Source organism: Polaromonas sp. P1_A2 (genome assembly GCF_056406895.1).
This window is the reverse complement of record NZ_JBFTZI010000001.1, coordinates 1,411,967-1,433,305: the sequence shown is the minus strand read 5'-3', so window position 1 is coordinate 1,433,305 and position 21,339 is coordinate 1,411,967. Positions and strand designations below refer to the sequence as shown.

General features: G+C 64.6%; 20 protein-coding genes. 14 read left to right on the top strand and 6 right to left on the bottom strand.

Features of this window, described 5'->3' with window-relative positions:
- Nucleotides 1-17 precede the first annotated feature (17 nt).
- From AC1D09_RS06920 to tolA, 12 genes are all read left to right on the top strand, one after another.
- Nucleotides 18-3,716 carry a pilus assembly protein gene (locus AC1D09_RS06920; protein ID WP_477664034.1) on the top strand — a complete coding sequence of 1,233 codons (3,699 nt, stop codon included), beginning with the start codon at nt 18-20 and terminating at the stop codon, nt 3,714-3,716.
- A 49-nt stretch (nt 3,717-3,765) separates the two neighbouring features.
- Nucleotides 3,766-4,239 carry a type IV pilin protein gene (locus AC1D09_RS06915; protein WP_477664053.1) on the top strand — a complete coding sequence of 158 codons (474 nt, stop codon included), beginning with the start codon at nt 3,766-3,768 and terminating at the stop codon, nt 4,237-4,239.
- Nucleotides 4,240-4,280: 41 nt separating this feature from the next.
- Nucleotides 4,281-5,405 carry a bifunctional diaminohydroxyphosphoribosylaminopyrimidine deaminase/5-amino-6-(5-phosphoribosylamino)uracil reductase RibD gene (gene ribD, locus AC1D09_RS06910; protein WP_477664033.1) on the top strand — a complete coding sequence of 375 codons (1,125 nt, stop codon included), beginning with the start codon at nt 4,281-4,283 and terminating at the stop codon, nt 5,403-5,405.
- An 86-nt stretch (nt 5,406-5,491) separates the two neighbouring features.
- On the top strand, nt 5,492-6,133 hold the full coding sequence (locus AC1D09_RS06905) for a riboflavin synthase (RefSeq protein WP_477664032.1): 642 nt from the start codon (nt 5,492-5,494) through the stop codon (nt 6,131-6,133).
- A gap of 3 nt (nt 6,134-6,136) precedes the next feature.
- Nucleotides 6,137-7,243 (top strand): bifunctional 3,4-dihydroxy-2-butanone-4-phosphate synthase/GTP cyclohydrolase II, encoded by a 1,107-nt coding sequence (gene ribBA / locus AC1D09_RS06900; protein ID WP_477664031.1) that lies wholly within the window; start codon nt 6,137-6,139, stop codon nt 7,241-7,243.
- Between the two features lie 48 nt (nt 7,244-7,291).
- Nucleotides 7,292-7,756, top strand: coding sequence for a 6,7-dimethyl-8-ribityllumazine synthase (ribH, locus tag AC1D09_RS06895; RefSeq protein ID WP_477664030.1), 465 nt, complete (start codon nt 7,292-7,294; stop codon nt 7,754-7,756).
- A 59-nt stretch (nt 7,757-7,815) separates the two neighbouring features.
- Complete coding sequence (nusB, locus tag AC1D09_RS06890) at nt 7,816-8,343, top strand: transcription antitermination factor NusB (RefSeq protein ID WP_074575392.1); 528 nt, start codon at nt 7,816-7,818, stop codon at nt 8,341-8,343.
- Nucleotides 8,344-8,353: 10 nt separating this feature from the next.
- Complete coding sequence (locus AC1D09_RS06885) at nt 8,354-9,550, top strand: pyridoxal phosphate-dependent aminotransferase (protein WP_477664029.1); 1,197 nt, start codon at nt 8,354-8,356, stop codon at nt 9,548-9,550.
- A 115-nt stretch (nt 9,551-9,665) separates the two neighbouring features.
- Nucleotides 9,666-10,100 carry a tol-pal system-associated acyl-CoA thioesterase gene (gene ybgC, locus AC1D09_RS06880; RefSeq protein WP_477664052.1) on the top strand — a complete coding sequence of 145 codons (435 nt, stop codon included), beginning with the start codon at nt 9,666-9,668 and terminating at the stop codon, nt 10,098-10,100.
- The gene (tolQ, locus tag AC1D09_RS06875; RefSeq protein WP_477664028.1) at nt 10,097-10,789 is read left to right on the top strand and encodes a protein TolQ; all 693 of its coding nucleotides are present in this window, start codon (nt 10,097-10,099) and stop codon (nt 10,787-10,789) included. Before ybgC ends, tolQ begins: the two co-directional genes overlap by 4 nt.
- Nucleotides 10,790-10,806: 17 nt before the next feature.
- A complete protein-coding gene (locus tag AC1D09_RS06870) occupies nt 10,807-11,247 on the top strand; it encodes a biopolymer transporter ExbD (protein WP_477664027.1) in 441 nt (146 codons plus the stop codon).
- A gap of 24 nt (nt 11,248-11,271) precedes the next feature.
- A complete protein-coding gene (gene tolA, locus AC1D09_RS06865) occupies nt 11,272-12,183 on the top strand; it encodes a cell envelope integrity protein TolA (protein ID WP_477664026.1) in 912 nt (303 codons plus the stop codon).
- A 58-nt stretch (nt 12,184-12,241) separates the two neighbouring features.
- Here tolA and dnaE read toward each other — a convergent pair whose 3' ends face one another.
- A complete protein-coding gene (dnaE, locus tag AC1D09_RS06860) occupies nt 12,242-15,724 on the bottom strand; it encodes a DNA polymerase III subunit alpha (protein WP_477664025.1) in 3,483 nt (1,160 codons plus the stop codon).
- 86 nt (nt 15,725-15,810) lie between these two features.
- Here dnaE and AC1D09_RS06855 point away from each other — a divergent pair, with 86 nt between their 5' ends.
- Together AC1D09_RS06855 and egtB are read left to right on the top strand one after the other, a co-directional pair.
- Entirely contained in the window at nt 15,811-16,617 is an 807-nt protein-coding gene (locus AC1D09_RS06855) for a sulfurtransferase (protein WP_477664024.1), read from the top strand.
- Nucleotides 16,618-16,704: 87 nt separating this feature from the next.
- Complete coding sequence (gene egtB / locus AC1D09_RS06850; protein WP_477664023.1) at nt 16,705-18,039, top strand: ergothioneine biosynthesis protein EgtB; 1,335 nt, start codon at nt 16,705-16,707, stop codon at nt 18,037-18,039.
- Nucleotides 18,040-18,051: 12 nt separating this feature from the next.
- Here egtB and AC1D09_RS06845 read toward each other — a convergent pair whose 3' ends face one another.
- From AC1D09_RS06845 to AC1D09_RS06825, 5 genes are all read right to left on the bottom strand, one after another.
- On the bottom strand, nt 18,052-18,936 hold the full coding sequence (locus AC1D09_RS06845; RefSeq protein ID WP_477700985.1) for a pirin family protein: 885 nt from the start codon (nt 18,934-18,936) through the stop codon (nt 18,052-18,054).
- The gene (locus tag AC1D09_RS06840) at nt 18,933-19,340 is read right to left on the bottom strand and encodes an OsmC family protein (RefSeq protein ID WP_477664021.1); all 408 of its coding nucleotides are present in this window, start codon (nt 19,338-19,340) and stop codon (nt 18,933-18,935) included. The genes AC1D09_RS06845 and AC1D09_RS06840 overlap by 4 nt, the downstream gene beginning before the upstream one ends.
- A 25-nt stretch (nt 19,341-19,365) precedes the next feature.
- On the bottom strand, nt 19,366-19,920 hold the full coding sequence (locus tag AC1D09_RS06835) for a flavodoxin family protein (protein ID WP_477664020.1): 555 nt from the start codon (nt 19,918-19,920) through the stop codon (nt 19,366-19,368).
- 103 nt (nt 19,921-20,023) lie between these two features.
- Nucleotides 20,024-20,434, bottom strand: a complete 411-nt coding sequence (locus tag AC1D09_RS06830; RefSeq protein ID WP_007872570.1) for a DoxX family protein — start codon at nt 20,432-20,434, stop codon at nt 20,024-20,026.
- A 103-nt stretch (nt 20,435-20,537) separates the two neighbouring features.
- Nucleotides 20,538-21,239, bottom strand: coding sequence for a pirin family protein (locus tag AC1D09_RS06825; protein ID WP_477664019.1), 702 nt, complete (start codon nt 21,237-21,239; stop codon nt 20,538-20,540).
- Nucleotides 21,240-21,339: the final 100 nt, after the last annotated feature.

Sequence of the window (21,339 nt, the reverse complement as noted above, 5' to 3'; positions counted from 1 at the left end):
GCATGAAAGGCCTGGCCATGAAATTTTCCTTTATGCGCAACGTCGCGTTTTACGCGGCCGCGCTGATCGCGGCGGACAGCTCGTTCGCGGTCGTCGCGCAAGAGCCGCTGCTGTCCAAAACCGTGAACGTCAGGCCCAATATCGCGCTGGTGCTGGATACCTCGGGCTCCATGGACTGGGAATGCGTTTATGCCAAGCAAGTCACCGCCGCGCTGCTCGCCGAGTCCCCCGGCTCCACCAGCATTCCGGGCTTTCATGTGGATTGCATTGGCAGCGGCGACCCTCGCCAGAGTTCCCCTGTCAACAACCTGCTGTTTTACAACCCCAAAAAGGTCTATTCACCAGGTTATGTCGGGGGTGTTCTCCAAGGGAACGCCGCAGTGGATAACAACTCGGTCGTGACCATGTTCCTGCCGAAAACAGGCGTCGACCCGACAACCTTCACCACGTCCGCCGCCCTCTCGAATACCGGAAACTACGACAGCTACAAAGTTACAAACAGCAAGTTCCAGTTCAATGGCTCCAATACTGCCGGCAGCGGCAGCACCAACCCGTTCGGGCCGCATGGCGGCACCCGCACGGATTGCGCTGGTGCCACCTGCACCTTTGCCGAAGAACGCCAGAACATCGCCAACTGGCGCATGTACCACATAGACCGTATCAGTTCGGCAAAGACCGGCCTGTCCGCAGCCTTCGCGAGCCAGGCGGACAACTTCCGGCTGGCCTATGGCGACATCAACGGCACGCCCAATACGATGACGGATTTCGGTGTAGCCAAACCCGCCTTTTACGCCTGGCTTGACGCACGCGTGGCCAGTGGCGGCACGCCGCTGCGCGGCGCGCTTGACAGGGTCGGCAAGTACTACCAGAACAATGCCAACAGCGGCCCCTGGGGATCCAAGCCCTGGTCGCCCCCGGCCGGTGAAACCGCGGCCAGCCACCTGTCCTGCCGCCGCTCCTATTCCATGCTGATCACCGACGGTTTTTACACCGATGCCGCGCCCGGAGGCGTAGGTGATGTCGACAGCACACTGGGAACCAAATACACCCATGCGCTGGATTCGACCAAAACCTACCAGTACAAGCCAGGCGACAAGACCGACATCCGCAACCGAGGCAAATCTGACAAGGCGAACGGCACCAGCGGCACCGCCGACACGCTGGCCGACATCGCCCTGAAGTATTGGGCCACCGACCTGCGCGGCGACCTCGCGAATGACAACGGTACCGGCGATCCCGCCGCCCCGCCGTTCTGGCAGAACATGACCAGCTACATGGTCAGCTTCGGCGCCCCGGGCCAGATGACCAATGCCGAAGTGGCCAGCGCCAAGCTCGGCAACCTGAACTGGGCCACGCCCGTGCTCAACACCGTCACGACGATTGACGACATGCGCCATGCCGCCCACAACGGCGGCGGCGACTTCCTGACGGTGACCGATGCGCAACAGTTCGCGACCGACCTGGGCAACGTCATCGGCAGTATCGCAAGCCAGCAGTTCTCGCAAGCCGGTGTGGCGGCGTCCGCCGTGACACTGACCGCGGGCACCAAGAAATTTGTGCCCTACTACACCAGCGGAACCTGGTGGGGCAATGTGCAGATGGTCAACCTGACCGCCAATGGCGACAGCGCCGGCGTGGCATGGCAGGTCATCGCCACCGACGGCAACGGCCAGCCTACAGGCGTCACCACGCTGCCCGCCCCGGCTTCCCGAAAGATCTTTGTCTGGACCGATGCGGCCAAGCAAGGCCTGGACTTCACCTACACCAACATCACCACGGCGGCCAACAGCCTGAAGGGCACCAACACCAATATGCAGATGAGCAATGCGGTGACCTCCGACATGGTGGACTACCTGCGCGGCGTGCGCACCAAGGAAGGCGCGGGCATGAGGAAGCGGCCCGCGGTTCTGGGCGACATCGTCAACTCGACACCGTCCTTCATCAAGAACAATACCAACCCCCAGTATGAGAAGCTGCCGGCATCCACCCCGGGCTTGACCACCTATGCCGCCTACATGGCCGCCAAGGCGGCGCGCCCCGAAGGCGTGCTGTTTGTGGGCGCCAATGACGGCATGCTGCACGCCTTCGGCGAAGGTAACGGCGCCGCCGTCGGTGGCCGCGAACTCTTTGCCTATGTCCCACGCTCCGTGCTCGGAAAGCTGGAAGCCCTGACCGACAGCGGCTACACCTATGCCCACACCTACTCGGTGGACGGCCCGTTGACTGAGGTCGACGCCTATTTGACCACCCCCAACCTGACCGCCGGCGGCACGTCGACGGGATGGCGCAACCTGGTCATAGGCACCACCGGCGCCGGCGCAAAGTCCGTCTTCGCGCTGAACGCCACCGACCCCGTCAACATGAATGGCAAGGCGGTTTTGTGGGAACTCAATCCGGACCCGGCATTCCCGGTGATGCCGGGTAATTCCACCACCTCGTTCGCGGAACTGGGCAGTGTGCTGAGCACGCCCCAGAGCGGCATCACGGTCAGCGGCGACTGGGTGACCATCTTCGGCAACGGCTACGACAGCAAATCCGCCAAAGCCAGCCTCTTCATCGTCGAAACCGGCACCGGCAAGCTGCTCAAGGAAATCAAGACCGACAACACGCTCGCCAATGGACTTGGCGGCGTGCGCCTGGTGTACAACGCCAAGCAGCAGATCATCGGCGCCTATGCCGGCGACCTGCAAGGCCGGTTGTGGAAATTCGACCTGAGCGGCGCCACATCCTCCGCCTGGGGCCTGGGTAACGGCGGCGTCGCACTGTTCACCGCGCTGAACGGCGTCACGCCCTTGCCCATCACCGCCCAGCCGGCTGTCCTTGAGCGGGTCGACCAGCCCAGCTTCCTGCCAAGCTACCTGGTTTCCGTGGCGACCGGCAAGCTGTTTGAAGCCGGCGATCCCGCCGTCACGACGCCCGTCCAGGCGGCCTATGGCCTGTGGGACAAAAAGCCCTTCGGTTCGACGGGCACCGACACCGTTCTTGACTCCCAGCTGGAGGTCCTCAAGGCCACCGCCGTCACGGTCGGCATAGACCCGAGCACCGGCAACACCATCAACGGCGGCGGCGTCACGGGCTTTTACACCGTGAGCTTCAACAATCCGGCGGTCACCAGCCTTGACTGGGCCACACGGCGCGGCTGGAAACTGCCCCTCAATGTGTTCACGGGCCAGCGGGACATCTATCCGCTTCAGATACAGGGCGATATCGTCAAGATCGATACGGTCGCGCCCCAGGCCAGCTCATCGAGCTGCCTGGCCTCTACCAGCAATGCCTTGAGCTTCTACATCAATCCCCTGACCGCCTCTTGCCGCACGGGCGGCACGCTGGACACCAATGCCGACGGACAAATCAACGGCAGCGATGCCAATGTCTGCGCCTACACCTCGCTGGCCGACGGTACGGACGTGGTCCTGACCATCCTCAACTCGATTGGTGAAGACACCGGGGTGAAGGACGTGCAGAACTCCAGCGGCCACATCAAGGTCCGTACGGGCAACCCGCCCCCGCCCCAGGACTGCACCAACCCGGCCTATGCGGTGGCCCACGTTGCCGAATGCGGCAGCTGCGCCGACGCGGCTTACGCTGCAGCGCATCCCAGCGAATGCACGACAGCCAACTGCAGCAGCGCCGCTTACCGGGCCGCCCACCCCGGCGAATGCCCAGGCTCCGTCCTGAACCGTTCGTGGCGCCAACTGTTCCCGCGTGCCAACTAAGCTTGAAAATCGCTGCTTTTACAAAGAGAATCGTCCCATGATGACCAAATTGAAAAAAAACAGCGGCTCGGCGGGCTTTACGCTGATTGAGCTGATGATCGTGGTGGCGATAGTCGGCTTGCTGGCCGCGATCGCCCTGCCCTCCTACCAGAGCTACATCGCGCGCGGCAACCGTGCCGCGGCGCGGGCGCAACTCTCCCAGGCCGCGCAGTACATGCAGCGCTTTTATGCGGCCAATGACCGTTACGATGCGGACCGCACGGGCGCGCAAACCATCTGGGCGACCATGCCGCCCGCCTTGCTGAGGGCGCCCGCCGAAGGCACCCAGCTCTATGCGATCTCCAACACCGGCGCCGGTCCCAGCAGCGCCACTTCGAGCACATTCACGCTTATCATGCGTCCTTTGAGCACGGCCAGCATGGCCAACGACAAGTGCGGCGGCTTCACCATGACGCAGTCGGGAGCCAGAGGCATCACCGCCGCAGGCGCGACCGCCTCCCTGATCGCGGAATGTTGGCGTTAAAGCACTAGGCCCCGTCCCTGATGAGGCCGCAGCAGGACACAATGCAGCAGCCCATCCATACAGCCTCCGCCCTCGAATTCATCCAGACCGCCCTGCAGGCCGCGGCCAAGGCGCCCTTGAGCGCATCGCCCAATCCGCGCATTGGCTGTGTGCTGGTATCCGCCGCGGGACAAACCATAGGCACCGGCCACACGCAAGAGGCCGGCGGCCCCCATGCGGAAATCATGGCCTTGCGGGATGCGGCGGCCCAAGGCCAGCCCACCCAAGGCGCCACCGCCTACGTCACCCTGGAGCCCTGCTCGCACCATGGGCGCACCGGCCCCTGCTGCGACGCCCTGATTGCCGCGGGCATCCTCAAAGTTGTCGCCGCCATGGCGGACCCCAATCCGCTGGTTTCCGGCCAGGGCTTTGAGCGCCTGCGCGCAGCCGGCGTCGCGGTGGAAGTGGGCGCGGGCGCCGCAGAGGCCAGGGAACTGAATATCGGCTTCTTCAGCCGCATGGTCCGCAAAACCCCCTGGGTGCGCATGAAAATCGCCGCCTCGCTGGACGGCGCCACCGCCCTGGCCAACGGACAAAGCCAATGGATCACCTCGCCCGAAGCCCGGGCCGACGGCCATGCCTGGCGCGCCCGGGCCGGCGCCGTGCTGACGGGCATAGGCACGGTGCTGCAGGACAACCCCCGGCTGGATGTCCGGCTGGTGGATACGCCCCGGCAGCCCTTTCGCGTGATCGTCGACAGCCTGCTGCAGACACCACTGGACGCGAAGATTTTCGAGGGCGGCGGACCGGTGTGGATTTACACCGCGGTTCAGGGTGCGCCACAAGAGGCCGCCCTGACGGCCAAAGGCGCCACGGTAACCTGCCTGCCCGGCGCCCGCGGAAAAGTGGACCTGGCTGCCATGATGAAAGACCTGGCGCGCCGCGAAATCAACGACTTGCACATAGAGGCCGGCAGCAAGCTCAACGGCTCCCTGGTCCGCGAAGGGCTGGTCGACGAATTCCTGGTCTACCTCGCGCCCAGGCTGCTGGGCCCGGGTATGGGCATGGCCTCGTTCGGCCCCCTGGAACAGCTCAGCGATGCCGTGGCCCTGCAATTCCAGTCCGCCGAAAGGGTAGGCCCGGACCTGCGCGTGCTGGCCCGCGGCGTAGGCAGGGATCAGTTCTAACCAGGTTTGATGCGGCCTGGGCCGCTTTTACAGGGCAATAGTGGCCTTTCCCCACGCCCCGGCCTGAATCCCTGCGAAAATAGCGCATGTTTACCGGAATCATTACCGGCTTGGGGCGCATCGTCGCCATCCAAAGCCTGGGCAGCTCTTCAGACCACGGCAAGCGGCTCACCATCGAGGCGCCTGCGGGTTACCTTGACGACGTGGGCCTGGGCGACAGCATCGCGCTCAACGGCGCCTGCATGACAGCCACCACGCTGGACCTTGCCCTCAACCGCTTCACCATCGACATTTCCGCCGAATCGCTGGCCAAAACCACGGGCCTGGCCGAAACCGGCACCGTCAACCTCGAAAAAGCCCTGCGCGCCCATGACCGCCTGGGCGGCCACATCGTCTCGGGCCATGTCGACGGCATAGGCCGCGTCACGCATTTCGCCGAGGTCGGTGAAAGCTGGGAGCTGCGCATACTGGCTCCGCGCGAACTCGGCAAATACCTGGCCTACAAGGGCTCCATCACCGTCAATGGCGTGAGCCTCACGGTCAACCGGGTCACCGACCAGGCCGAAGGCACGGAACTCAGCATCAACCTGATCCCGCATACCGTGCAGAACACCGCCTTGGGCCGGCTGGCCGCCGGCTCCCAGGTCAACCTCGAAATCGACCTGATCGCGCGCTACGTCGAGCGCATGCTGGGCGACACCCACAACAACACACTCAAAAAGCCCTGAACCATGAGCACTGCCATTTCCCCTGTTGAAGACATCGTCGCCGACATGCGCGCCGGCCGCATGGTCATCCTGATCGACGAGGAAGACCGCGAGAACGAAGGCGACCTGGTGCTCGCGGCCGACCACGTCACGCCCGAGGCCATCAATTTCATGGCACGTTTCGGCCGCGGCCTGATCTGCCTGACCCTGACCCGCGAACGCTGCGAGCTGCTGCAGCTGCCGCCCATGGCGACGCGCAACGGCACCAAACACTCCACGGCGTTTACCGTCTCCATCGAAGCCGCCGAAGGCGTGACCACCGGCATCTCCGCCGCCGACCGGGCCCGCACCGTGCAGGCCGCCGTCGCCAAAACCGCCAAGGTCAGCGACCTGGTGCAGCCCGGCCACATCTTCCCGCTGCAGGCGGTGGACGGCGGTGTGCTGATGCGCGCCGGCCATACCGAAGCCGGCTGCGACCTGGCCGGCATGGCCGGCTGCTCGCCGGCCGCCGTGATCTGCGAGATCATGAAGGACGACGGCACCATGGCCCGCCTGCCCGACCTGCTGGTCTTCGCGGCCGAGCACGGCCTGAAGATAGGCACCATCGCCGACCTGATCGAGCACCGCAGCCGCAACGACTCCCTGGTCGAGAAAATCGGCTGCCGCACGCTGCAGACCGCCTTCGGCGAGTTCACCGCCCACGCCTTTCGCGACAAACCCAGCCAAGGCCTGCACCTGGCCCTGGTGAGGGGCGAATGGTCGGCCGATGACATCGTGGCCGCGCGCGTGCACGAGCCGCTGTCGGTGCTGGATGTGCTGGAAACCGGCCGCCCCATGCACTCCTGGAGCCTGGACCAGAGCCTCAAACACATCGCCGATGAGGGCCGGGGTGTGGCCGTGCTGCTCAACTGCGGCGAAAGCGCAGCGCAGTTGCTGGCCCAGTTCGAAGGCACGGCACGCGCCAGCCAGGCGCCCGAGCGCGGCCGCATGGACCTGCGCACCTACGGCGTGGGCGCGCAGATTTTGCGCGAATGCGGCGTGCACCGCATGAACCTCATGGGCAACCCGCGCCGCATGCCCAGCATGACGGGCTACGGCCTAGAAATCGTCGGCTACATCACCCGGGACTGAGCTTTTCGCCAGCCCGTCAACCTATAAATCAATCAAAAGGGAATCACCGTGTTCGGAGCAGAAAAAGGTACGGCCGACAAACTGGACGGCAGAAAACTTTCCATAGGCATCGTGCAGGCGCGCTTCAATGAAAGCGTCACCAACGCTCTGGCCGAGGCCTGCAAGCACGAACTCGCGGCCCTGGGCGTGCACGAGGACAACATTCGCCACGTCAAGGTGCCCGGCGCGCTGGAGGTGCCCTGCGCGCTGCAGGCGCTGGCCGAAAGCGACAAGTACGACGCGCTGATCGCCCTGGGCTGCATCATCCGCGGCGAGACTTACCACTTCGAGCTGGTGGCCAATGAAAGCGGCGCCGCCGTCACGCGCCTGGCGCTGGACTACCAGCTGCCCATCGCCAATGCCATCCTGACGACCGAAAACCTCGCGCAGGCCCAGGCCCGCCAGGAGGAAAAAGGGCGCGACGCCGCGCGCGTGGCCGTCGAAATGGCCAACCTGATCAATGAAATTGCCTGAGCGCGCCAAGCCGCTTGCCGAGCACTGCGCCCACCCCCTTAACCTGACTGGCACTTTTCATGGCTGAACCCATCATCAAACCCAAACGCCCGCCGCAGACCCGCACCGGCCTGACCGATACCGGCGTCAAAAAAGCCGCCGACAAATCGGCGCGCACGCGCGCGCGCGAATTCGCCCTGCAGGCCCTTTACCAGCACCTGGTGGGCCGCAACGAGGCCGACTCGATAGACGCCTTCACACGCGACCTCGCGGGCTTTCACAAGGCCGATTCGGCCCACTATGACGCGCTGCTGCACGGCTGCATCGCCGACGCCAAAACGCTGGACGCCGGCATTGTTCCCCTGCTGGACCGGCCCATGGCCGAGATTTCGCCCATCGAGCACGCGGTGCTGTGGATAGGCGCCTACGAATTCACCCACTGCCTGGATGTGCCCTGGCGCGTCGTGATCAACGAGTGCATCGAACTGGCCAAGGCCTTCGGCGGCACCGACGGCCACAAATACGTCAACGGCGTGCTTAACAAGATGGCGCCCGCCCTTCGCGCCGCCGAAGTCGCCGCCGACAAAGCCCGACAAGCCGCCCGGTGAAAGGCCTGCCGTGAAAATCGCCCGGCGGGCTCAACGCATTGAGCCGTTTTATGTCATGGAGGTCGCCAAGGCGGCCTCGGCGCTGGCGCAGGAATTCGCCCACAGCGACCGGCCCATGATCTTCCTGAACATCGGCGAGCCCGACTTCACCGCGCCGCCCCTGGTGCAGGAGGCCGCCGCCCGCGCGATCTCGCAGGGCAACACGCAGTACACCCAGGCCACCGGCCTGCCGGCGCTGCGCGAGCGCATCAGCGCCTGGTACGCCGCGCGTTTCGGCGCTCAAGTCGCGCCCGGCCGCATCATCATCACGGCGGGCGCCTCGGCCGCGCTGCAGCTGGCCTGCCTGGCGCTGATCGAGGCCGGCGATGAAATCCTGATGCCCGACCCCAGCTATCCCTGCAACCGGCATTTCGTCAGCGCCGCCGAAGGCAATGCGGTGCTGGTGCCGGCCACCGCGGCCGAACGCTTCCAGCTCACCCGCGAAAAGGTCGAGGCCGCCTGGAAGCCGCAAACACGCGGCGTGCTGCTGGCCTCGCCCTCCAACCCCACCGGCACCTCCATCGCGCCCGAAGAACTCCAGCGCATCCACGAGTTCGTGCACGGCCGCGGCGGCATCACGCTGATCGACGAGATTTACCTGGGCCTGAGCTACGAAGAGCATTTCGGCCATTCGGCCCTGGCCATGCCCGGCGAGTTGGGCCAGAGCGTGATCAGCATCAACAGCTTCAGCAAATACTTCAACATGACCGGCTGGCGCCTGGGCTGGCTGGTGGTGCCCGAAGCACTGGCGCCGGTGATAGAGCGCATCGCGCAAAACCTCTTCATCTGCCCCAGCACCGTGGCCCAGCATGCGGCGCTGGCCTGCTTCGAGCCCGAAAGCCTGCGGGAATACGAACGCCGCCGCGCCGAATTCAAGGCGCGCCGCGACTACTTCATTCCCGAACTGAATCGCCTGGGCCTGACGGTGCCGGTGATGCCCGACGGCGCCTTCTACGCCTATGCCGACTGCACCCGGGCCGCCGCGCGCCTGGGCGTGAGCGGCAGCTGGGACTTCGCGTTCGAACTTATGAAGCGCGCCCACCTGGCCGTCACGCCGGGCCGCGATTTCGGCCATGCGGCACCCGAACAATTCATCCGCTTTTCCACGGCCAATTCCATGGCGCAGCTGCAGGAAGCCGTGGCCCGTCTGGAGCTTGTCCTTGCCTAGCCAGAAGAAGATCAAGCCAACCGAAGACGGCAATCCTTTCAAGCAGGGGCCGCGGGACTGGCTTCGCCAGACCGCAGGCGCAGCGCCCCCCTCGGGGGGCAGCGTATTACACGAAGTGAAAAGCGTGGGGGCCACATTCAGCTGGCCACTGAGGGTCTATTGGGAAGACACCGACGCCGGCGGTATCGTCTTTTACGCAAACTATCTGAAATTTTTTGAACGTTCGCGCACCGAATGGCTCAGATCACTCGGTATTGAACAGCAGCGCCTGCGGGAAAGCACGGGCGGTATCTTCGTGGTGGCGGAAACCAGCATCCGTTACCATCGTTCCGCCCGGCTGGACGATGAACTGATTGTTACGGCAAGCCTGGTCGAAGCCGGCCGCGCGTCCATGATAATCAGCCAGCAGGTGCTATTAAAAACAGAGCAGGCGCCCTTGCTCTGCGAAGGAACCATCAGGATCGGCTGGGTCGACGCCGCCAGCCTTCAGCCACGGCGCATTCCGGCTTCCATTCTTGACAGCTTAAAAACCGATACGGCCACAACATGAACCAAGACCTGTCCATCGTCAGCCTCATCCTCAACGCCAGCTGGGTCGTGCAGGCCGTCGTGGCGCTGCTGGTCGGCGTGTCCATCGCCAGCTGGGCCGCGATCTTCCGCAAGATCGTCGCGCTCAAGCGCGTGCAGAAACTCAACGACGAATTCGACCGCGAGTTCTGGTCGGGCACCAGCTTGAACGACCTCTTCGCCGGTGCCGCGCAAAACGCCAAGCATTCGGGTGCGATGGAGCGGATTTTTGCCAGCGGCATGCGTGAATACCAGAAGCTGCGCGAGCGCCACATCACCGACCCCGGCACGCTGCTGGACGGCGCGCGCCGCGCCATGCGCGCGAGCTACCAGCGCGAGCTCGACGCCATCGAGTCCAACCTGTCCTTCCTGGCCACCGTCGGCTCGGTATCGCCTTACGTGGGCCTGTTCGGCACGGTCTGGGGCATCATGCACGCCTTCACCGGCCTGGCGGCCCTGGAGCAGGTCACGCTGGCCACGGTGGCGCCCGGCATTGCCGAGGCACTGGTGGCCACCGCCATCGGTCTGTTCGCGGCCATTCCGGCCGTCGTCGCCTATAACCGCTTCTCGCACGACATAGACCGCGTCGCCAACCGGCTGGAGACCTTCATCGAGGAGTTCTCCAACATCCTGCAGCGCAACCTGGGCGCGCACTCGCCTTCCGGCCACTGAGCTACGAGGAGACAGCGATGCCAGCAGTCAATTCCCGCCGGGGCCGCGGCCGGCGCACCATCAGCGAGATCAACATGGTGCCCTTCATCGACGTGATGCTGGTGCTGCTCATCATCTTCATGGTGACGGCGCCGCTGATCACGCCCAGCATGATCGCGCTGCCCAAGGTCGGCCGGGCGCCCAGCCAGCCGCAAAACCCGGTGCAGATCCAGATCGGCAAGGATGAAGCCGTGCAGATCAAGATCAAGACCGACAGCGTGCCCAGCAATGTGCGCAACGTCGCGGCCGATATCGCGAAACTGGAGCCGGGCGTGAAGGCCGAGGGCGCGCAGGCCGTGCCCGTGGTCATCAGCGCCGACAAATCCATCAAGTACGAAACCGTGGTCCAGGTCATGGACAACCTGCAAAAAGCCGGTGTCTCGCGCGTGGGCCTGTCGGTGCAGACCGGCAGCAAGTAGCCAGCAGGCCGCCCGCAACCCGCCATGCCCAGCGCCGCAGACCGCCTAGACTTCCTCCCGCCCCGGGACGGCGGGTCGGGCCGTGCCTTCGCGCTGGCGCTGCTCGCCCATGCCCTGCTGATCGCCGCCCTGACCTGGGGCGTCAACTGGAAACGCAGCACGCCCGACGTTGCCTTCCAGGCCGAGCTGTGGACCAACGTTCCGGCCCAGCAGGCCGCGCCCAAACCGGTCGAAGTGCCCACGCCGCCCCCTCCCCCGCCAACGCCCACCCCGGAAGCCAGGACGCCCCCACCGCCACCCGCACCCAAGGTGGACATCGCGCTGGAGCAGGAAAAGAAACGCAAGCTCGCGCAGGAACAAAAACAGGCCGAGGCCGAGCGCCTGAAAGAAAAGCAGAAAGCTGAGCTGCAGGCCCAGAAAGACAAAGAGCTGGAAAAACAAAAAGCCGCCGACAAGAAGGCCAAGGAAGAGCTGGCCAAACGCAAGGCCGCGGAAGACGCCAAAAAACTCGAAGCCCAGAAGGACAACAAGGACGCCGCACAGCAAAAGGCCGTCCAGGCCGCCGCGGAAAAACAGCGCCAGGAGAACCTGCGCCGCATCACCGGCATGGCCGGCGCCACGGGCAATGCTGACTCCAAGGGTACGGCGCAAAAATCCAGCGGCGGTTCCACGACCTATGGAGCCATCGTCAGGGCCGTGGTCATGCCAAACATCGTGTTCACACAGGAAATTCAAGGCAATCCAACTTCCAAGGTGGAAGTACGCGTGACACTGGACGGCACCATCATCAGCCAGCGCATGATTCAATCCAGCGGCAACAAGGCCTGGGATGAGGCGGCTATCAACGCCATCATCCGAACCCGGGTCATGCCCAAGGATGTCGACGGCCGGATACCCGACACCACCTTGATCCTGGAAATAAAGCCGCACAACTAGAGCCAGGCGTCAACACAGGCCTCGGCCTTGTCGGAGCCCATGGGCATGGGCGGCCGGCTCACTCGTAAACGATCTGCACCAGCCCCCTGTCGGCCTGCGCCATCCAGCTGGCCAGCGCCGCATCGGTCGGGAAAAACCTGGCGGCTTCGCCCAGATGCAGTTCGGCCGTCGCGCCACCCACCTCGTTTTGCCGCCTGAGGCTCAGGCGCACCGGCAGGCCGCGGCTGACCTCGCCTTGCTCCGACATTTCGCGGCGCGGCGGGAAATCCCTGACCATGCGCGAGATATCGGGCGCGCTGCCGTTGACGGCCACGCGCAGGTACTTGCCGAATTTGCAGCGCGCGGTTTCCAGGTCCCATACCTGGGTGACCTTGAAGCGGCGCCCAAAGCGCTCGGACGCGCCCTGCAACGTGCCCTGCACGATCACCAGTTCGTCGTCCTTGAGCAGGTTGCGGTTGGCATTGAACAGCGCCTCGTCCACCGAGGCTTCGAGCACGTCGGTCTTGTCGTCGAGCTTGAAGATGATCAGCTTGCCGCGGTTGCCGTTGATGATGCGCAGGTCGCTCAGGATGGCGGCCAGCAACTGCGGCTCGCGCGAGTCGATCAGGTCCTCGATCTTGCGTTTGGCGAACTGGCGCACCTCGGTCTCCACCTCGTCGAACAAATGGCCCGAGAGGTAAAAGCCGATCGCGGTTTTTTCCTGCACCAGGCGCGCTTTCACGCCGAAGGGCATGGCCTCCACCAGCGGCGGCTCCTGGGTGCTGGCGGCGTGCGAGTCGCTCATGTCGAACAGCCCGCCCTGGTTGGCGTTGGCCTCGGTCGCGGCGGCGAACTCAAAAGCACGGTCCACCGAGGCCAGCAGCGAGGCGCGGTTGAGCTGCAGGTTGTCGAAGGCGCCGCCCTTGATCAAGGCTTCCACCGTGCGTTTGTTCAGGCGGCTGCGGTCCACGCGCACGCAAAAATCGTAGAGCGAGGTAAAGGGGCCGCCTTCCTTGCGCGCCGCGACGATCGCGGCAATCGCCTGCTGGCCGGTGCCCTTGACGGCGCCCAGGCCGTAACGCACCGAGGTCGCGCTGATGGGCTCGAAGCGGTAGTCGCCGCGGTTGATGTCGGGCGACTCGAACTGTATGCCCATCTTCTGCGCGTCGCCGAACAGCACCTTGAGCTTGTCGGTGTCGTCCATTTCCACCGTCATGTTGGCGGCGAAGAATTCGGCGGTGTAGTGCACCTTGAGCCAGGCCGTGTGGTAGGCCAGCAGCGCATAGGCGGCGGAGTGCGACTTGTTGAAGCCGTAGCCCGCGAACTTTTCCATCAAGTCGAAGACCTCGTCGGCCTTTTCCTCGCTGAGGCCGCCCTCGCCCGCGCCCTTGCGGAAGATCGCGCGCTGCGCGTCCATCTCCTCTTTTTTCTTCTTGCCCATGGCGCGGCGCAGCAAGTCGGCGCCGCCCAGCGAGTAGCCACCCAGGATCTGCGCGGTCTGCATCACCTGCTCCTGGTAGACCATGATGCCGTAGGTCTCCTCGAGGATGGCCTTGACGCGCGGGTCCGGGTATTCGGGTACTTCCTTGCCCTGCTTGCGCGCGATATAGGTCGGGATCAGCTCCATGGGCCCCGGGCGATACAGCGCATTCATCGCGATCAGGTCTTCCAGGCGGTCCGGCTTGGCGTCTTTCAGCATGCGCTGCATGCCGATACTTTCAAACTGGAACACGGCTTCGGTCTGGCCCCGGCCGAAGAGTTCGTAGACCTTGCGGTCGTTGAGCGGCAGGTCTTCGAACTTGAAGTCCTTCTGGGCCGGGTGGCGCGCGATGATGAACTCCCTGGCGATCTCCAGGATGGTCAGGGTGGCCAGGCCCAAAAAGTCGAACTTGACGAGGCCAATGGCCTCCACGTCGTCCTTGTCGAACTGGCTCACCGCGGAGTCGCTGCCCGGCTGGGCGTAAAGCGGGCAGAAATCGGTCAGCTTGCTGGGTGCGATCAGCACGCCCCCGGCATGCATGCCGACGTTGCGTGTCAGGCCCTCGAGTTTTTGCGCGAGCGCCAGCAGGGTTTGCACGTCCTCTTCCTTGCGCTCGCGCTCGGCGAGCACGGGCTCCTGCTCTTTCGCCTGTTCAATCGTGATGTGCTGGCCCGGCTTGTTGGGGATGAGCTTGGAGATGCCGTCGCAAAAGCCGTAGGGAAAATCCAGCACCCGGCCCACGTCGCGGATGGCGGCGCGCGCCGCCATGGTGCCGAAGGTCACGATCTGGCTCACCGCGTCCTTGCCGTATTTGTCCTTCACATAATCGATCACGCGGTCGCGGTTGCTCTGGCAGAAGTCGATGTCGAAGTCGGGCATGGACACCCGCTCCGGGTTCAGGAAGCGCTCGAACAGCAGGTTGTACTGCAGCGGATCCAGGTCGGTGATCTTGAGCGAATAGGCCACCAGCGAACCCGCGCCGGAGCCCCGGCCCGGACCGACCGGGCAGCCGTTGTTCTTGGCCCAGTTGATGAAGTCGCCCACGATCAGGAAGTAGCCTGGGAATCCCATCTTGAGGATGGTGTTGATCTCGAACTCCAGCCGCTTCACGTACTCGGGCCGCTTCTGGTCGCGCACGGCCGCATCGCGGTACAGGTGGGCCAGGCGCTCTTCCAGGCCTTCAAACGAGGCCTGGCGGAAATACTCGTCGATGGGCATACGCACGCCGCCCACCTCCGGCGTCGGGTAGTCCGGCAGCATGGGCTTGCCGAGCTCCAGCGTGAGGTTGCAGCGCTTGGCGATCTCCAGCGTGTTGGCCAGGGCCGTGGGCACGTCGGCGAACAGCGCCTGCATCTGTTCGGCCGACTTGAAGTACTGCTCGCGCGTGAACTTGCGCACGCGCCGCGTGTTGCCCAGGATCTCGCCTTCGGAGATGCAGACGCGCGCTTCATGCGCCTCATAGTCGTCGTAGGTCAGGAACTGCACAGGGTGGGTGGCCACCACGGGCAGCTTGAGCCGCGCCGCCAGCTGGACGGCGGCGGCCACATGGCGCTCGTCATCGGGCCGCTGGGCGCGCTGCAGTTCCAGGTAAAAGCGGTGCGGAAACAGGCCCGCGAAATACAGCGCGCATTCCGCGGCGCGGGCGCTGTCGCCCTGCAGCAGGGCCTGCCCCACGGAGCCGCCCTGCGCGCCCGACAGGGCGATCAGGCCTTCGCCCAGTTCCTGCAGCCATTCGAGCTTGACCACCGCCTGGTCGCGCACCACGTTTTTGGTCCAGGCCCGCGTGAGGATCTCGGACAGGTTCAGGTAGCCCTGGCGGCTTTGCACCAGCAGCAGCAGGCGGGCGGCAGGCGTGCCGGCGTCCTTGCCCGGCACCTGCACCCAGATGTCGGCGCCTATCAGGGGCTTGACGCCCGCGCCGCGGGTTTCCTTGTAGAACTTGACGGTGCCGAAGAGGTTGCTCAGGTCGGTGATGGCCAGCGCCGGTTGCCCGTCGGCGGCCGCTGCGGCCACGACTTCATCGATGCGGTTGGTGCCGTCGACGACGGAAAATTCGGTGTGGAGACGCAAATGAACAAACATAGGGGCCATTTTAGGGCCGGGTCTGTCCGCTGAGACTTCACCGGCTGGTGCAAGGCCTTGCATGCCTGCCTACAATCGATCGCATCATGCAAATCCTGAACATTGCGGCCTACAAATTCGTCGCGCTGGCCCAGCCCGAGGCGCTGCAAGCCAGCCTGGCGGGCAGGCTGCAGGGCCATGCCATCAAGGGCACAGTGCTGCTGGCCGAAGAAGGCATCAACCTCTTCCTGGCGGGCCCGGCTGGCGATATTCATGATTTTTTGGCATGGTTGAAACAGGACGCGCGCTTTGCCGACCTGCAGGCCAAGGAAAGCTGGTCCGGCGCCCAGCCTTTTCGCAAGCTGCTGGTCAAGGTCAAGCCCGAGATCATCCGCATGAACCACCCGGCCGTGCAACCCGCGGCCGGCCGCGCGCCGGCGGTGGACGCCGCCACGCTCAAGCGCTGGCTGGACACGGGACACGACGACACGGGCCGTCCCGTGGTGACGCTGGACACGCGCAACGACTTTGAAGCCGACGTCGGCACTTTCCGCAACGCCATCGACTGGCGCATCCGCAAATTCACCGAGTTTCCCGAGGCCTTGCAGGCGCACAAACAGGAGCTGGCCGGCAAGACCGTGGTGAGCTTTTGCACCGGCGGCATACGCTGCGAAAAGGCCGCCATCCTGATGCGCGAAGCCGGGGTGGAGAACGTCTGGCAGCTGGACGGCGGCATCCTCAAGTACTTCGAGGAAAGCGGGCACGCGCATTTTGACGGTGAATGTTTTGTGTTTGACGAACGCCGCGCGCTGGACCCGGCGCTCAAACCCCAGGTCAATCCGCCCATGAAGCCTTTGAACTCACCGCCGTCTGCCCGCAGGTCCGAAGTTTTCGGGCTCTTGTCCGACAGCTGAGCCCAAAACCCCGTGCGAAGCTTTTGAGTCGTTCGCGTCCCACAACGTCCCACGTCTGCCAGCCGTCTCTTTTTTACGGTAGCCACCATGCCCACAGACACTTCCCCCGCACGCCAGCAGGCTGCCCACACCTCCCTGTCTCCGCTCGCCAGGCGCTTTATCGCCCTGCGCCAACAGACCGAAGCGCTGGTACAGCCCCTGAGCCCGGAAGACTGCCAGCTGCAGTCCATGCCCGACGCCAGTCCCGCCAAATGGCATCTGGCCCACCTGACCTGGTTTTTCGAGACCTTCATCCTCGAACGTTTTGAGCCCGGCTTCACGCCTTTCGACGCCGGCTTTCGTGTGCTGTTCAACAGCTATTACAACGGCGTGGGCGACAAATACCCGCGGCCCAAACGCGGCCTGATCAGCCGGCCCTCGCTGGACGAGGTGCTGGCCTACCGCGCGCAGGTCAACCAGCGCATGCTGGCGGTGATTGACGCGGTCGAGGCCGGCACCGACAACGCGCGGCGCCAGGAACTCGAGGAACTCGTGACCCTGGGCCTGCACCACGAGCAGCAGCACCAGGAATTGCTGCTGACCGACATCAAGCACGCGCTGTCCTTCAACCCCGCGCGACCGGCCTATGCAAGCCGCTGGCCGCTGGCCGGCATACACCCGCAGCCGGTGGAATGGCTGCGCCATGAGGCCGGCCTGGTGGAGCATGGCTACGATGCCGCGCGCGACGGCGAATTCGCCTTTGACAACGAAACGCCGCGCCACAAGGCCTATGTTGCGGCCTTCGAGCTGGCCAGCCGGCCGGTGACCAACGGCGAGATCATGGCCTTTATCGCCGACAAGGGCTACCAGCGCCCCGAGCTGTGGCTGTCCATGGGCTGGGACTGGGTCGCGGAAAACAAGGTCAGCCTGCCCTTTTACTGGCAGGGTGGCGAGGGCGGCTACCAGCACTTCACGCTGCAAGGCCTGATTGAAGTGGACCCTCACACGCCGGCCTGCCACCTCAGTTATTTTGAAGCCGACGCTTTTGCGCGCTGGGCCGGCGCCCGCCTGCCGACCGAGTTTGAATGGGAGCTCGCCGCGCGCGGCCTGCCGGCAGGCGCCGCGCCTCAAGGCAACTTTGTGGAGACATCGGCTTTCCACCCGCTGCCGCAGCAGGAAGGCAGCCGCGGCCTGCCCGCGCAGATGTTTGGCGACGTGTGGGAATGGACGCAGTCCAACTACAACCCCTACCCCGGCTACAAGCCCTGGGAAGGCCTGGTCGGCGAGTACAACGGCAAGTTCATGTGCAACCAGTTTGTGCTGCGCGGCGGCTCCTGCGCGACGCCGCAAAGCCATATGCGCGCGAGCTACCGCAACTTCTTTCCGCCCGATGCGCGCTGGCAGTTCAGCGGCCTGCGGCTGGCGCGCGACCTGCGAAGCTGATCGGGCGCGGACTCAGCTCGCCGAAAATTTCCGTTCCGGCAGCGGAATGAATTCGGTCTCGCCGGGCACCTGGCCCATGGCCTGCGCTTCCCAGTCCTCGCCGGCCTGCACGATGCGCTCCTTGCGGCTGGAGACAAAGTTCCACCACATAAAGCGGTGCGCATCGAGCGCATCGCCGCCTATCACCACCAGGCGGGTTGGCACACCCGCGCTCAATTGCACCGCCGCGCCGGGCGCCAGCGTCGCCAGGGTGTGCATGGCCAGGGGCTCACCGTCCACCATCAGGTCGCCATCCACCGAATAAATCGCCATCTGCTCCGCGAGTGACGGCAGCATGAAGGGCATGCCGGCGGCCAGGGCCACATCCAGGTACAGCGTCTTGGAAAAAGTCTTGACCGGCGAAGTCTTTCCGAAAGCCTCGCCGATCAGGACGCGCACCGCGGCGCCGTCCACCGTGGTGGCCGGAATCGCCTCTGCCGGCGTGTGGGAAAAGCCGGGCGCTGTTTCTTCAAACTCCTTGGGCAGCGCGGCCCACAGCTGCAGGCCGTGGTTCACGTAAGACCTGCCGCGCAGGTCTTCAGGCGCGCGCTCCGAATGCACGATGCCACGGCCGGCCGTCATCCAGTTGATGGCACCGGGCTCTATGCGCTGGGCCGAGCCCAGGCTGTCGCGGTGCATCATCGCGCCCTCGAACAAATAGGTCACCGTCGCCAGGCCGATGTGCGGATGCGGCCGCACGTCGTGGTTGGTGCCGGGCTGCTCGGTCACCGGGCCGAAATGGTCAAAAAAGATAAAGGGGCCGACCGACTGCTGCTGCGCGGCGGGCAGCAGTCGGCGCACCATAAAGCCGCCGCCCAGGTCTTTGTGGTGGCCCGTGAGTTTCAGGGCAAGCTTCATGGCAGGCGCTCCAGTTCGGTGGTGATTTCAGTCGTGACGGTGGTCATGAGTTTGTGCACCGGGCATTTCTGCGCCACGGCGTGCAGCTCCTGCAGCTGGGCGTCGCTCAGGGCGCCCTTGATCTGCAGCCTGGCTGAGAGTTTGTAGACGCCGCTGCGTTCCTGCGAGTCGTCGCGCTCTATGCGTGTGTGGATGTCCTCGACCGGGATGCCTTTTTTGCGGGCGTACCACATCACGGTCAGGGCCTTGCAGGCGCCGAGCGCCGCGTCGTAGAGGTCGTGCGGGCTGGGGCCGGTGTCGGCGCCGCCTTCGGCTTCGCTGACGTCGGCGCTGAGGGCATGGCTGCGCACATGCACCTGCTGGGCCATGGCCGCGCCGAGGTCTCGCTGGAGTTCTATGGTCATGGGGTTCCTGTGGGCAAGGAAAAAATCAGGCGGCGAATTTCGCGGCGACGGCGGCGACACGCGCGCCGAAGCTGCGGGCGGTTTCCAGGTCGCCGGGCAACATCTCGCCGGCGCCGGCATCGGAGGGCGACTGCGCGATGGCGCCGCTGTAGGAGCCCAGGTAGTTGGCATCGTTGCGCAGCGCGGCCTTGCTGTTGCTGGGCAGCATGCCCTGGCTGACCCAGATGCCGCCGTGCTGCATGGCCAGGGTGAACAGGTAGTTCAGCGTGGACAGCTTGTCGCCGTTCATCGCGGCACTGTTGGTGAAGCCGGCGAAGAGCTTGTCTTTCCAGGCCTGGCTGTACCAGGGTTTGGAGGAGGCGTCGGCAAACTTCTTGAACTGCCAGCTCACATTGCCCATGTAGGTGGGCGAGCCCATGATGATGGCGTCGGCGGCATCGAGCGTCTCCCAGCCGCCTTCGGGCAGGTTGCCGTCGGCGTCTATGGCCAGCAGTTCGGCGCCGGCGCCTGCCGCCACCGACTGCGCCATGCGCTGGGTGTGGCCGTAGCCGGAGTGGTAAATCACGACAACTTTGGGCATTCAATATCTTTCGCGGAAGAAGAATGAAATTTGAAACCAGGCCAAATAAAAGGGCTGCAGCCCGGGCGTGAAAGCCCCCGCCGCAGCCCTGTTTTTTCGAGGATTAACCCTTGATCTTGGCGTCCACGCTCCAGGCACCGCCACCCCAGGCCGCCACGGTGAGCAGGCCGCCGACCACGGCAATGTTCTTGAAGAACATCAGTTGCTGCATCATGGCCTGCTCGGCGGGCACGCCCCAGTAGTTGTGGAAGATGAAGGTGATCACCACGGTGAAGAAGGCGATGCCGAGCGCGGCCCAGCGCGTCATGAAGCCGACCAGCAGCAGCAGGCCCAGTCCCAGCTCAATCGCAATCGCGGCAGCCGCGGCGACTTCGGGTAGCGGCACGCCTTTGGAGGCGATGTAGCCGGCCGTTCCGGCGAAGCCGGCGATCTTGCTGAAGCCCGCGGGCACAAACAGCAAAGCCAGCAGCACGCGGCCGACCAGGGAGAGAGGGTTTTGCAGGGAATTGAGCATGGTGAGTCCTTATAGGTAAGTTAACGGGGAAATCATGGATGAAAAAAACACTCCGGGCAAGCGCCGTGCGCTTATGCGCATTCGCGCTCGCCCTGGGTGTGGGTTACGGTGCCAGGTCAAACACCAGCACTTCGGCGTCCCGGCCATGGGCCAGTTGCAGCGAGGCTTGCGACTGCAGCATGGCGGCATCGCCGGCCTTGAGCACCTGGCCGTTGACTTCGAGCTGCCCGCGGACCAGGTGCACATAGGTCTTGCGCGCCGCACTCAGTTCCAGCGTGGCGCTTTCCGCGCCGTCGAAGAGGCCCGCATACAGCCTCGCATCGGCGTGGATCAGCACCGAGCCCTTGGCGCCGTCGGGTGATGCCACCAGGCGCAGGGCGCCGCGTTTTTCGGCCTCGGCAAAGGTCTTTTGCTCATAGCTGGGGGGAATGCCGGTCACATTGGGCTCGATCCAGATCTGCAGGAAGTGCGTGGTCTGGCCGTCCGCATGGTTGAACTCGCTGTGCTGCACGCCCGTGCCGGCACTCATGCGCTGCACGTCGCCGGGCGGGATGCCCTTGATATTGCCCAGGCTGTCCTTGTGCGCGAGTTCGCCGCTCAGCACATAGCTGATGATTTCCATGTTCTGGTGGCCGTGCGTGCCGAAGCCGCGGCCGGCCGCGATGCGGTCTTCATTGATGACGCGCAGGTTGCCAAAGCCCATGTGCTCCGGGTCGTAATAACCGGCGAAGGAAAAGGAATGGAAGGACTTGAGCCAGCCGTGGTCTGCGTAGCCGCGTTCGCTGGAGGTTCTTAAGGTCATCATGAGGTGCTCCTTTCGAGCTGGTTGAGATGCGTTGGCGATGACTCCAATGTAGGCCTGGGACCCCGGCTTTCCATTGCTGCGCTTTGATGGCATCATTCAA